Raw genomic sequence first — 12,245 nt, 5'->3', positions numbered from 1 at the left:
TTATAAAAACTATGTATTAAAAAAAGCGAGCCCACTGGCTCGCTTTTTTAATTAATCCAGCTTTTCTGGCCCTTTAGTTAAGTTATTTATTTTCCAGTGTTCATCTTGTATGGACTTATAATTTATTTCAAAATACAGTCCTTTATCTACCAACTCTTTCAAAGTGGTTTTATAAAGCTTATAATCTTTTTCAGAAAAAACAGTAAGTATGTTGTACTTGGTGCCAGCTGGAATTGCCAAACCTTTATCTAAAGTAGAGTATGAAATAGCTGTAATACTATCTAAAATAGGAGCTTTTGCTTTTAAGTACTTTAAAAACTCATTGTCGTAATCGATTAAATCTTCGTTTTTACCTTGGTAACTTAAGATTGTACTTTCAATAATCGCTGGACCAACACCATAATTATCTAAAGAGATTGCAAAAGTATTATTTGCAGAATTATCAGACGTGGAAATAGATAAGTAAGGCAGTATGGACAAATAGTTTTGTTTGCTCATTAAGTTGGTCTGGTAAATAAAAATAACCAACGTAATAAAGCTGATACTCATTGCAGAGATGCCTAATAGTTTATCACTGTTCCATTGAAATTTTTTCTTAGCCATTGGTAAAAAGTTTATAAGCACACAATTTATAAAATATAGTCATATGGTTAAAATATTGTATAAATATTGTTTAGAACTCTTTATAAGTTTGTTTTAGTAAATTACTATTAGGTAGTAACTTAGCAAATGATTAACAGGTATAAGTCATTAAAACAGACTCATATCAATAAAGTTGTACACAATTATGCTCACACCTACTGACACACATTTACTAGCAGGAATTCTTACCAAACTTACATCACCAGAAAGTGTTGAAATAGTTTTAGGTAATATGATGTATGATGAAGCTTCTGAACGTAAAAGAGATATTGATATATCTGTAAAATATATAAATGAACACGATGAAGAAATTACATTCGTAGGACTTCATGTTAAAGACCATACAAGACCATTAGGTTCCCCAGAAGTTGAACAACTATGCCTACATTTTAAAGACACACCTTCAATTCAAAAAGGTGGAATAATTTCAGCAAGTGGATATACAAAACCTGGCATTAGGAAAGCTAAATATCACGGAATTGACTTGTACGAGATTAAAGTATGGAATCGTCATTCGTCAGTTCTTGAACATATGCAATTTCCAAAAGAATTTGTATTTGAAGAAAAAAAGCCTATTCTGACTACGAAGCCAAGCATCACATATTTGTTTGATAAAAATCTGACTACAGAACTAGAATTACTATTAAATCATAAAAGTGAAGTCTACAGAGAAAATTTAGAATTAATCCCCAATACGCTAACTGTTAATCATTTAACCAATAATGTGATAACGAATGTTTTTAATAGTGATAATGCAAATGAGAAATTAGATGCAGCAAATGGTCAAGAGGTTGACTTAAACATGAATATAAATTTTACAGATAGTGTTGCAATAAAATTAGGTGAAGAGCTATTAAAAGTAAATGGAGCGCAAATAATTTTTAAGGCTAAATACGAGATTCTAAAGAGTGATGTTGAATTTAAAGTACTATCTAAAATAGATGATGACAGCTTTGATATAGGAGCTGCAATAATGCAGTTTTCAAGTGGAAATTTTTTCTGTCTTTCAACTTCAAATATGGATAAATCTATGAAACTATTTGCAATACCAGTCTCTGACCGAGTAAAGAAAAAAATTCACGAATTGAGAATAAAATAACTGCGTATAACAACTGCTATAGTTCATTACGGCTGAAATTTCTATTAGGAATTTATTTCAAGTGTTTTTGCTAAATTTATGGTTACGATGGAATGATACTCACGTACCATTTCGTAACGAAGCCATAGTCAATACCGATAAGCACAATACAAATTGTGGTTACTTTTTTTACTCACCAACAGCTTCTAAACCTTCACTAGGTGTATTTTTACTCATAGATTGTAATAACATGGCAATCACCATCACAATCACACAGCCTACAAAATTCAACCATAAAAATGGGAGGTTTATAAACTCGTATTCGTTTAGTAAAAACAGTCCAATCACAATCACTTGTGTAATGAGGGCAGCAGTAAACACGGCATTTCCTTTTACCCATTTTATAAAAAAGGCGAGTAAAAAGATACCTAACACGTTTCCGTAAAAAATAGAGCCAATAATATTTACCAGTTGTATTAAATTTTCAGCGAGGTTAGCGACACAGGCAATACCAATGGCTAAAATTCCCCAACCAAGGGTAAACAATTTTGAGGCTTTTACCATGTCTTCTTCTGTGTGTTTTCCAGTATTTCGTTTGTATAAATCGATTGTGGTGGTAGAGGCTAAGGCATTTAATTCACTAGAGGTACTCGACATAGCTGCACTTAAAATTACCGCTAATAATAAGCCTATTAAGCCTCTTGGTAAATTGTTTAATATAAAGTTGATAAACACATAATCTTTATCGTTTTTCTCTACTTTTAGTTGCTGTGCATCAGCTGCTTTTTCAATTAATGTTCTACCTTCTTCCCTAAGGGCTTCGTAAGCCTTATTCGCTTCAGCAATTTTGGTTTTTGTGGTTTCATTATTATCATTGATAAAGTCAACAATATAAGTTTGCTTATCATTAAAAATTGCCGCTTGTTGTTCCTGTAAGGCTTTGTATTCCTCAGCATATTGTGAGTTTAAAACCGTTTTAGTTGCATCGGGATTAAAGTTTAAAGGTGCTTCGTTAAATTGATAAAACACGAATACCATCACACCAACCAACAAAATAAAGAACTGCATTGGTACTTTAAATAGGCCATTAAATAACAAGCCTAATTGCATTTCTTTAACCGATTTTCCTGAGAGATAGCGTTGTACCTGACTTTGGTCGGTCCCAAAATAGGAGAGCATTAAAAAGGTACCACCTATAATGCCGCTCCAAAAGGTGTAGCGATTATTTAAATCGAATGAAAAATCGAGCACTTCCATTTTACCACTAGCACCAGCAATTTCCAAAGCTTTAGAGAAAGTGATGTCTGCTGGTAGCTTATTGACTATAATGATAAACGCGACCACCATTCCAGTAAAAATTACAATCATTTGGTGTTTTTGAGTGACACTTACCGCTTTGGTACCTCCAGAAACCGTGTAGATAATCACGAGAATTCCAATGATGATATTAAGCAATAACAAGTTCCAGCCTAATACGACTGATAAAATAATGGCAGGCGCAAAAATGGTGATTCCTGCTGCCAATCCGCGTTGTATTAAAAACAAGATAGCAGTTAAGGTTCTTGTTTTTAAATCGAAGCGTTTTTCTAAAAATTCGTAGGCTGTATAGACATTTAAGCGATGGTATAATGGAATAAACACCATACAAATCACGACCATAGCTATTGGCAATCCAAAATAAAATTGCACAAAGCCCATACCATCGTTAAATGCTTGCCCAGGCGTAGAAAGGAAGGTAATAGCACTGGCTTGTGTTGCCATGACTGATAAACCAATGGTCCACCATTTTGAGGTGCTTCCGCCTTTTAAGTAGTCTTTTACGTCTCTATTTTTTCTAGTTATCCAGGTACCATACGCTACAATAGAAACGAGTGTGAATATAAGGATAGTCCAATCTAGTGTGGCTAATTTTGTAAAATGATTCATACTATGAAAGTGATACTGTTATAAAATAGAAAATGATGATATAAATGGCATTAGCAACCAATACTAAAGTGTACCAGTGTTTCCATTTTGCTTTTTGGTATGTATGTCCTTCCATGTTAATCGGTTAGTTTTTTCTTTAAATTAATATTTTCTTTTCCAATAGAAAGCATGTTGGAAAAAAGTCTGTACGCTCCAGAAACACCAGCAGGGAACTCCCTAAAAAAGCTCAATCCTGTATAGATGTAATGGCCTTTACCATGCTTTGCCACCAATAAACTACCTTCTTTTGGCGATTCGCCTTTATCATTCATAGAGATAAGTGGTGTAAATTCTTTACTCCATTCGTTAGGAAAATACAAGCCACGTTCTTGTGTCCAACCATCAAAATCTTTTGAGGTGATTTTGTTAGGAAAATTTAAAAGCTCGTGCTCTGGATTTAGTATTCTTACGTCTGCGTATTCATCAGTCACTCTATCTCTTGATAGATTTAAAGGGTAAGGCGCAATGTTATCGACTTTAACACCTCTGCTAGTGTTGTATTGCACAATCATATTACCACCTTTCTCCACAAAATCAAATAGAATATCTTGCTTAAACTTTAATTCATCTACAATGTTATAAGCTCTAATGCCAACTACTACAGCATCAAAGCGTGCCAGATTTTCAGCGGTAATATCTTCTGGTTTTACTTTTATAACGTTATAACCTATTTGTTGTAAACTTTCAGGAACGACATCGCCAGCACCTTCTATATAGCCAATGTTTTCGCCTCGTTTTTGAATATCTAAGCGCACAATTTTATTTTCACTTGGTAATAATACGGTTTGAAACGGAATATGGCTATAGTCTATTTCTATTAGTTCTTTGGAGTAGGTGTTTCCATTCACTGATACTTTTGGTACCAACGTTCCTTCACTTTGAAATTTGGGTGGAATAACCGTAAATACTAAGGTTTGTGTTTCTCCTTTGTTAGCTAAAGTTATTTTTTGCTGCGCAGGATATACATTCCAATCTTTTGGATGTTCAAGTGAAATAGCACCTTCAATATTATCTCTTCCAGCTTTCACAGTTACTTCAATATCTTTTTGCTTGTCATTTTCGAAAATGAATACTTTATCGCTTATGCTTACAGATACCTCTGGAATAATTTCGAAAGGTCTGTAAAGCTCACCTTTGTCTGGTTTAGAGTAACGATACACCACATTTTTTGTAATTGTGATTGGTCTGTTATTTATTGAAAGATTAAAATCCACACTTAACTCTCTAGGTGTTTCTGGATTTCCAATTAAGGTTTGGTCATCCACTTTATACATTCCTAATGAACCTTTTTCTTCTAGCCAATAAGGTGTTGTGGTTTTAATGTTTTTTGGAAGTGTAATATCTTGTTTAAAAGTTTCTTTTTTATTTGATACCAACACTTGATTTTTTTCAACTGAATTATTTTCGGAAGATACTTTATATGATACTAAATTAACACTAGTATTACTACGGTTTAAGGTTTCAAAGTTTAATGTAATATCACTTCCAGCACTTGTAGTAGGTGTATTAGCCGAAACTTCTAAATACAACCCTAAACATGCTTTAATAATATTTTGTAACTCTTTGGTTTTTATGGTTCTCCAATGCTTGTCTTCAATGTTTTGTAGAAGAGCATACGCTTTCATTAAATCGTTTAAATGCGCTGAAGGATTTCTAAAATTAAAGTTTTGTTCTACCTTGTATAGAATATCTCCAATGGCTTTTCCACCTTTAATACGATTCCAGGAGATATCAATTCCAGAAAAGACATCATCTTTGTTTTCTGGAGACTCGCCTTTTAAAAATTCTATGTATTCTTCTTGTGAGCCACGAGTACTTAACCTACCAAATCCTTGACACAGATGTTGGCTGCTAGCTAAGGATGCTATTTCATTGTTAGACATTCCTTTTAACGGATAATACACACCAACATCAAAGCCTAACATGTTGCTTTTATCTATTTTATCAAAATTTTCTTGAGAACCATAACGCCACCAAGATGTGTTATAAAACAAGCGTTTAGGTTGCCACGTATCTACATATTCTAATTGGTTTGGATAGCTGTTTTTATCGTTAACCAAATCAAAAGCTTCCATACTTAACATGGCAGATCCTGTATGGTGACCATGTGTAGTTCCTGGAGTTCTGTGGTCAAAACGATTTATAATAACGTCAGGTTTAAACTGTCTAATGGCCCAAATAACATCGCCTAATACTTTTTCTTTATCCCAAATGGCAAAGGTTTCATCTGGATGTTTAGAATAGCCAAAATCGTTTGCTCTTGTAAAGCGTTGCTCACCACCATCTACACGTCGCGCAGCTAGTAATTCTTGCGTACGAATGACCCCTAACAATGCTCTAATTTCTGGGCCAATTAAATTTTGTCCACCATCACCACGAGTAATAGAAAGATAAGCAGTTCTAGCTTTTACGTGGTTTGACATATATGATATTAGTCGTGTGTTTTCATCGTCAGGATGTGCAGCTACATACAAAACAGAGCCTAAAACATTTAACTTTTGTACAGCTTCATAAATTTCTGTAGCATTAGGTTTTTGCGGTTGCTGACTGTAAGAAATTAGTATTGAAAAAAGAGCAAGAAGTGTTGCTAATTTAAATCTTTGCATGGTTATAGTGGTTTGCTGAAACCAAATATATAAAAGAAAGCATGTGTGAAGCTTGGTTTTAATCTTTCTTTAACGGTTATAACCACTTTTTTCGTTTAAAGTAAAAAAGCATACCTATAAACAACATAATCATAATTCCCCATAAAACAAAATAACCATATTTATAACTGAGTTCTGGAATATTTTCGAAATTCATTCCATAGATACCAGCGATAAAGGTTAATGGGATAAAAATAGTAGCAATAATGGTTAGTACTTTCATGACTTCATTCATTTTATTGCTAATGGTAGTCATGTACATGTCCATTAATCCCCAAATCATTTCTCTGTAAATATCAATGTTTTCAGATACTTGTATGATATGATCGTAGATGTCACGGAAAAAATGAATGGTTTTTTTTTGAATGAGTTTATGTTCTACTTTTTCAATCCGATTAATAATTTCTCTTAAAGGAAAAATAGCACGTCTCACTTTTAATACCTCTCGTTTTAGCGACTGGATTTGGGTTGTTATTTCTTCTTTTGGGTTGCCACTAAAGAGATGATCTTCAAGCTCTTCAATTTTATTTCCCATAGTTTCGATAATTTCGAAATAGTGATCTACTACTGAATCTATAAGTGCGTAGAGTAAATAATCGGCTCCTAAATTACGAATGCGTCCTTTTTTCGCTCTAATTCTATCTCTAACTGAATCAAATACATCGCCTTCGGCTTCTTGAAATGAGAGTACATAATTGGAGCCTAGAATGAAACTTACTTGTTCTGAAACCACACGTTCATCTTTATCGTAATACAACATTTTTACAACCACAAACAAATAGTTTTCATATTCATCTATTTTTGGTCGTTGAGAAGTGTTTACAATGTCTTCAAGCGTTAATGGGTGAATATTATAATTAATACCAATTTTTTCAATCTCATTAATATTGTTAAGCCCATTAATATTTATCCAGGTAATCGAATCTGTAGTTTTGTAATGAAGTACGTCATCAATATTTGTGAGTTCCTTTTCTTCAATACTATCGGCAGTATAATCGAAAGATTCAATAAAAAGCTTCGAAGACTTATCACCTGTATATACAAGGGCTCCAGGGATTTGTCCTACGTGTTTTTTATATTTTGAAGTTCTTTTTTTGCCCATATTTATAATGCTTCACTATCATCATCGATGGCATCTTTCTTGACTAAAGTTACAGCTCTTTGTAAAATTAGATTATTAGGATACGTAACTAAATCGCCATTATCCTGCCGTAAATGTAATTGAAATGCTCCAATATCTTCAATAATAGCTTTAATGGGATAATCTTTATCATGTATTTCAATTTTATCGCCAACTTTATATGGGAACGAAAAAAACATAATAACGCCAGAAGTGATGTTACTAAGTATAGACCAAATAGCAAAAAGTGCAATACCTATAACAGCGAAAACAGATGAAAACACTAATGATAATTCATCAGGTTCTGCTCCAAATATAAAAGCTTCTATGAGTAGAACTACAAACAATAAAGTAACCGTTACATACCTATTTATAAGGTTGATACGCGCATCGTTAATATTGCTTTTTCGTCCTATTTTTCTAACAAGGGTTTGAACAATAAACCTGAGTAAAAGAAGTATGGCTAAAACAATTAAGGTTTGTATTAGCTCGTCTTTGTATGTTGCAAAAAACTGAGTCATTGATTAAGTATTTACACAAAGATAAAGAGTTAGGTTTACAAACAACTATTTAAGTTTGAGAGTTTCTCTTAAAATACTATCCCTGTTGCTGTTCTTATTCCAGTAAGGCGACTTAATAGTGTTTAGTTTGGTAGCTTTTGTTGTAAGTATTTCTGTTCCACTTTTAAATGTTTCTGTCCAGCCCAACACTTCAAAAGGGGTGTTTTTATTGAAATTAATAGTTAAGGTTCTATCTAACTCAGGATATTCAATAGTGTAGGATGTTGCTGTTAAACTTGTATTTGCTTGATATGGTTTAAGTTCAATATGCTTTAAGCTAAGAAACTCAAAAGAAGGAATTATTTCTACATCTCCCACTGGAAGCTCTTTAGGATTAACGCGTAGTTGTGTCCAAAGTTCGTTTTCTAAAATAGCCTTTTCTATCGTATAGCTTTTATCAGCTTCACCCTGAAAATAAGAGTGTGAGTTAATTTCAAACGCTTTTCTAGTATTAAGTTGTGTGTAGGTTTGTCCACACCATTCCTGCACTGAACAAGATATTTTAGTAGCATGCTCTACAGTTGAGAGAGGGTAGAAGGTGCTTTGCATAATGGAATACGGATAAATTCCTGTATTAAATTTTTTAGTAGCATTGAGTTTTAATACAGAGATGTTATCTGAATCTTGAGCATTTGCTTTTACTTGTTCTTCGGGTAGAAAATCTTCAGTGACATAAATTAAAGCAGCATGTCCGTTTCTAATTTCACCATAACGAGCTTGCTGTAATGTATATGAAGTTATTTCGGCTTCGCCTACATACCAATACTCTTTAAATTCTTGACTAAGATTACGGTATGTTATATTTTCGGTTGTAATTGTACTTCCCTGTTTTGTGTTGTTGTTTTTGCAGGAAGTGTTTGTTAAAAGTAAGGTTAGCAATAATACACTGTAATACTTAAATCTGTTCATATTTATTATTTGCGTTCTACAATTTCATTTAGTGTTTGATATACCATATGTACAGGTAATCCCATAACGTTAAAGTAAGATCCTTCTAGCTTGGTAACACCTATTTGTCCAATCCATTCTTGTATGCCATACGCACCAGCTTTATCTAATGGCGAAAAATTATGAATATAATACCAAATTTCGTCATCAGTTAGTACTTTAAAAGTTACTTTGGTTATACTATGGATGGTTTTTTCGGTTTTAGTGGTTTTTATACAAACAGAGGTAATGACCTCATGTGTTTTGCCACTTAGTGATTGTAACATGCTAAAAGCCTCTTCATTATGTCTTGGTTTACCAAGTGCAGTTTCATTATGCCAAACAATGGTATCGCTGGTTATTAAAATATCGTTTGGTTTTAGGTCTTTTTCAAAAGGTAACGATTTTAGCTGTGCTAAATAGTTACTAATTTCAAAATGGCGTAAGCGGTTAGGATATTCTTCTTTTATAGGCTTTAAAATGATATCGAACTCTAAACCAAGATCTTTAAAAAACTGCTTACGCCTAGGCGAACCTGACGCTAAAATAATACGATAATCTTTTAGTTTTTCGTTGAGCATTGATTGAGCATTATTTGAGTATTAATGGATATAATAACAAAGATAACACACCAAACAACATAATAAGTTTTAATACCTTAGATAAATGCTGATAGTCTTTTTTTTGTTCCGCAGAAAACATTTTAATCGTAAAATACAGCATTGGACCAACAATAAGCAACAGAAAATAAACAGTCGCAAACAGGTAATTGTATAAATACGATATAATGTAGTGCACAATAGCTATTAAAGGAACAAACGACAGCGCAAATACAAACAAGGTCGTTCTATCTCTGCCAATTAGTATTGGGAGTGTTTTCATTTGTGCCTTATAGTCGCCATTAATATCTTCAATATCCTTAATGATTTCACGAAGAAGATTAATCATAAAAGCAAATACAGCATAGTTGAAAGTGATTTTAAAAATATCTACATATAATTCTCTATTGGAGTTTGTAATAGAAGGAATTAAATCAAACACAGGAACGATTAAAATGCTTAAACCAACCAATATTGAAATGACTATATTTCCTATTAACAATGTTTGCTTTAAGTAGGAAGCATATATGTAAAGCAATGCTGAAATTATTATGAAAATGACTGCAAAACCACTTCTGTCTATAATGTTTGATACATAAAACCCCAAACCAACACCCATTACATTCAAGATAATAAACAGGTATAAGGCTTTTTTTTCTGAAATACTTTTGCCTATAATCACTTTTTGGGGTTTGTTCACCAAATCGGTTTCTATATCATAGATATCATTAATAACATTACCTGCAGCAGCAATACTTATTGTTGATAAAATAAGCATGATAAACTGAGCGGTATTTAAAGTAAGCTGAATATTAAAAGACTCGAACAATGCATATTTAACCAATACTTGTACTAAAGTAATGAGTACAAGGTTGTTCCAACGGATGAGGTTTAGAATATTAGTCATATAGTGCGTTATCAAGTTTGCATGCTGAAAACTGCAAACTAGTCGTATTTCGCATCAAAATTGGCTGCCCATTTTCCTTGAACTTTTAGTACTTGTTCAATCACATCTCGAACAGCACCTTTGCCACCATTTTTATGTGATATATAACTTGAAATATCTTTAATTTCTGGTGCAGCATCTTGAGGACAACACGGTAAACCAGCTAATTTCATCGCTGGTAAATCTGGAATATCGTCTCCCATATATAATACATTTTTTAAGTCTATATTATATATGTGCAAGAATTTACTCATTTGGTCAATTTTGTTGTTTGCACCTAAATAAATATTTGTTACACCTAGCCCTTGTAATCGCAAACGAACTCCTTCGTTAGAGCCACCAGAAATAACACATATATTATAACCTCTATCAACCGCAGTTTTAATGGCGTAACCATCTTTAATATTCATATTTCTTAACATGTCACCATTGGTAGTAATGGTGACGGTACCATCAGTAAGTACGCCATCAACATCAAAAATAAAAGTAGTTATATTGTTTAAATATTCTTTATAGCTTTTTCCCATGGGTTAGTTTAATTGATTTTGTTAGTAATTCATAAATCTGTTTATGAATGTCTTTATCTAGAGATTTTAAGTGTTTTTTTATGGTTTTATTATCGTTGCGAACAGCTGGACCTGTCTGTGCCATGTAAGGCGATAAGGTGTCTATTTTACTAGCAGTTTCCTTTATTAATGGCTTTAAAATATTAAAATCAACACTTTTAGATTCGGTAATTTCATGTGCAACACGATACAACTGATTGGTAAAATTATTTACAAACACCGCAGCTAAATGTAATGCAGCACGCTGGTCTGAATTTACTCTGTAATGCTTGCAGCCTAAAGCTTCCGATAAATTTTTAAGAGTTTGTAAATGCACCTTATTTTCAACTTCTATGCAAATAGGTACTTCTGTAAAGTTTAAATCTGCACCTTTAGTAAATGTTTGCAAAGGGTAAAATACACCACGATGATGTTTTTTATCTAAATCGTGTAAACTCACACTTCCAGAAGTGTGTACTACCAATTCATTAGAAAAAGGTAATTGAGAGGATAGCGTACTTATGGCACTATCGGAAACTGCAATAATATATACATCAGCAGTTTTTAGGCTGTTAATATCATTAGTAATTTCTACTTCGTTTTTAAAAGACGATATTGAAGACATATTTCTGCTATACCATTGTATAACGGTTGTATCCTTAGCTCTTTTTAAAGCTTTGTATAAATGTGTTGCCACATTTCCAGCGCCAATGAGTGTTACTGAAATCATGTTGCTAAAATAGACAAGTAAAATATGATTTGAAAGTTTGATGAACTATCTTTGTAAACAATGGGAAAAAAAGATATAAAAACTAGAGACGACGTTTATCTCTTAGTGTCATCGTTTTATAAAAAAGTTAGAAAAGATGATACTTTAGATCCTTTTTTTGATAGAATAAACGATTGGGATGAACACTTAGATAGGTTAACAACCTTTTGGGAATCAAGTCTGTTTTTGCAAACAAAATATTACGGAAATCCTTTAGAGGCTCATGTAAAGGCAGATAATGAACATGGTAATAAAATATCTGAATTTCATTTTGGTGTATGGCTAAATTTATGGTTTCAAACTATAGATGAATTGTTTGCTGGAGAAACAGCTGAGAACGCCAAAAGACGTGCCAGAAAAATGGGAACATTTCTATACTTACAAATTTTTCAAGCTAGGCAAAACAGCTAAAATTTTATCCTTGTTAAATATTAGCTATTCTTTATGCT

At 32.8% G+C, this 12,245-nt stretch carries 12 protein-coding genes; 2 read left to right on the top strand and 10 right to left on the bottom strand.

Going from position 1 to position 12,245, the window contains the following annotated elements; genetic code table 11:
* Positions 1 to 51: 51 nt before the first annotated feature.
* Positions 52 to 603, bottom strand: coding sequence for a hypothetical protein (locus E5167_RS08140; protein WP_136842926.1), 552 nt, complete (start codon positions 601 to 603; stop codon positions 52 to 54).
* Positions 604 to 787: 184 nt separating this feature from the next.
* Between E5167_RS08140 and E5167_RS08135 the strand changes: the two genes are divergently transcribed.
* Positions 788 to 1,741, top strand: coding sequence for a hypothetical protein (locus tag E5167_RS08135; protein ID WP_136842924.1), 954 nt, complete (start codon positions 788 to 790; stop codon positions 1,739 to 1,741).
* 168 nt (positions 1,742 to 1,909) lie between these two features.
* Here the strand turns inward: E5167_RS08135 and E5167_RS08130 are convergent, their stop codons facing one another.
* The 9 genes from E5167_RS08130 to E5167_RS08090 all read right to left on the bottom strand — a co-directional run bounded on the left by E5167_RS08130 (position 1,910) and on the right by E5167_RS08090 (position 11,757).
* Positions 1,910 to 3,646 carry a sodium:solute symporter gene (locus tag E5167_RS08130; protein WP_136842922.1) on the bottom strand — a complete coding sequence of 579 codons (1,737 nt, stop codon included), beginning with the start codon at positions 3,644 to 3,646 and terminating at the stop codon, positions 1,910 to 1,912.
* Positions 3,647 to 3,762: 116 nt separating this feature from the next.
* The gene (locus E5167_RS08125) at positions 3,763 to 6,291 is read right to left on the bottom strand and encodes a PIG-L family deacetylase (RefSeq protein WP_136842921.1); all 2,529 of its coding nucleotides are present in this window, start codon (positions 6,289 to 6,291) and stop codon (positions 3,763 to 3,765) included.
* A 76-nt stretch (positions 6,292 to 6,367) separates the two neighbouring features.
* Positions 6,368 to 7,432 (bottom strand): magnesium/cobalt transporter CorA, encoded by a 1,065-nt coding sequence (gene corA, locus E5167_RS08120; protein ID WP_136842919.1) that lies wholly within the window; start codon positions 7,430 to 7,432, stop codon positions 6,368 to 6,370.
* Between the two features lie 2 nt (positions 7,433 to 7,434).
* On the bottom strand, positions 7,435 to 7,971 hold the full coding sequence (locus E5167_RS08115; RefSeq protein ID WP_136842917.1) for a mechanosensitive ion channel domain-containing protein: 537 nt from the start codon (positions 7,969 to 7,971) through the stop codon (positions 7,435 to 7,437).
* Positions 7,972 to 8,016: 45 nt separating this feature from the next.
* Positions 8,017 to 8,919: a septum formation inhibitor Maf gene (locus tag E5167_RS08110; RefSeq protein ID WP_136842915.1), complete on the bottom strand. Its 903-nt coding sequence runs from the start codon at positions 8,917 to 8,919 to the stop codon at positions 8,017 to 8,019.
* Between the two features lie 5 nt (positions 8,920 to 8,924).
* Positions 8,925 to 9,518 (bottom strand): Maf-like protein, encoded by a 594-nt coding sequence (locus E5167_RS08105; protein WP_136842913.1) that lies wholly within the window; start codon positions 9,516 to 9,518, stop codon positions 8,925 to 8,927.
* A 10-nt stretch (positions 9,519 to 9,528) separates the two neighbouring features.
* On the bottom strand, positions 9,529 to 10,443 hold the full coding sequence (locus E5167_RS08100) for a geranylgeranylglycerol-phosphate geranylgeranyltransferase (RefSeq protein ID WP_136842911.1): 915 nt from the start codon (positions 10,441 to 10,443) through the stop codon (positions 9,529 to 9,531).
* A gap of 38 nt (positions 10,444 to 10,481) precedes the next feature.
* Positions 10,482 to 11,009 carry a KdsC family phosphatase gene (locus tag E5167_RS08095; protein WP_136842909.1) on the bottom strand — a complete coding sequence of 176 codons (528 nt, stop codon included), beginning with the start codon at positions 11,007 to 11,009 and terminating at the stop codon, positions 10,482 to 10,484.
* On the bottom strand, positions 10,993 to 11,757 hold the full coding sequence (locus E5167_RS08090) for a Rossmann-like and DUF2520 domain-containing protein (RefSeq protein WP_136842907.1): 765 nt from the start codon (positions 11,755 to 11,757) through the stop codon (positions 10,993 to 10,995). The genes E5167_RS08095 and E5167_RS08090 overlap by 17 nt, the downstream gene beginning before the upstream one ends.
* 60 nt (positions 11,758 to 11,817) lie before the next feature.
* Between E5167_RS08090 and E5167_RS08085 the strand changes: the two genes are divergently transcribed.
* Positions 11,818 to 12,207 (top strand): group III truncated hemoglobin, encoded by a 390-nt coding sequence (locus E5167_RS08085; RefSeq protein WP_136842906.1) that lies wholly within the window; start codon positions 11,818 to 11,820, stop codon positions 12,205 to 12,207.
* Positions 12,208 to 12,245: the final 38 nt, after the last annotated feature.

The organism is Pontimicrobium aquaticum, assembly GCF_005047595.1.
In the GTDB taxonomy this organism is placed as follows: Bacteria; Bacteroidota; Bacteroidia; order Flavobacteriales; family Flavobacteriaceae; genus Pontimicrobium; species Pontimicrobium aquaticum.
The sequence above is the reverse complement of the archived record's forward strand: the minus strand, read 5'-3'. Positions and strand labels throughout refer to the sequence as shown.

Excerpts from the sequence above, each read along its gene's own strand:
- E5167_RS08140 (WP_136842926.1), bottom strand. The coding sequence starts at position 603 with ATGGCTAAGAAAAAATTTCAATGGAACAGTGATAAACTATTAGGCATC.
- E5167_RS08135 (WP_136842924.1), top strand. The coding sequence starts at position 788 with ATGCTCACACCTACTGACACACATTTACTAGCAGGAATTCTTACCAAA.
- E5167_RS08130 (WP_136842922.1), bottom strand. The coding sequence starts at position 3,646 with ATGAATCATTTTACAAAATTAGCCACACTAGATTGGACTATCCTTATA.
- E5167_RS08125 (WP_136842921.1), bottom strand. The coding sequence starts at position 6,291 with ATGCAAAGATTTAAATTAGCAACACTTCTTGCTCTTTTTTCAATACTA.
- corA (WP_136842919.1), bottom strand. The coding sequence starts at position 7,432 with ATGGGCAAAAAAAGAACTTCAAAATATAAAAAACACGTAGGACAAATC.
- E5167_RS08115 (WP_136842917.1), bottom strand. The coding sequence starts at position 7,971 with ATGACTCAGTTTTTTGCAACATACAAAGACGAGCTAATACAAACCTTA.
- E5167_RS08110 (WP_136842915.1), bottom strand. The coding sequence starts at position 8,919 with ATGAACAGATTTAAGTATTACAGTGTATTATTGCTAACCTTACTTTTA.
- E5167_RS08105 (WP_136842913.1), bottom strand. The coding sequence starts at position 9,518 with ATGCTCAACGAAAAACTAAAAGATTATCGTATTATTTTAGCGTCAGGT.
- E5167_RS08100 (WP_136842911.1), bottom strand. The coding sequence starts at position 10,443 with ATGACTAATATTCTAAACCTCATCCGTTGGAACAACCTTGTACTCATT.
- E5167_RS08095 (WP_136842909.1), bottom strand. The coding sequence starts at position 11,009 with ATGGGAAAAAGCTATAAAGAATATTTAAACAATATAACTACTTTTATT.
- E5167_RS08090 (WP_136842907.1), bottom strand. The coding sequence starts at position 11,757 with ATGATTTCAGTAACACTCATTGGCGCTGGAAATGTGGCAACACATTTA.
- E5167_RS08085 (WP_136842906.1), top strand. The coding sequence starts at position 11,818 with ATGGGAAAAAAAGATATAAAAACTAGAGACGACGTTTATCTCTTAGTG.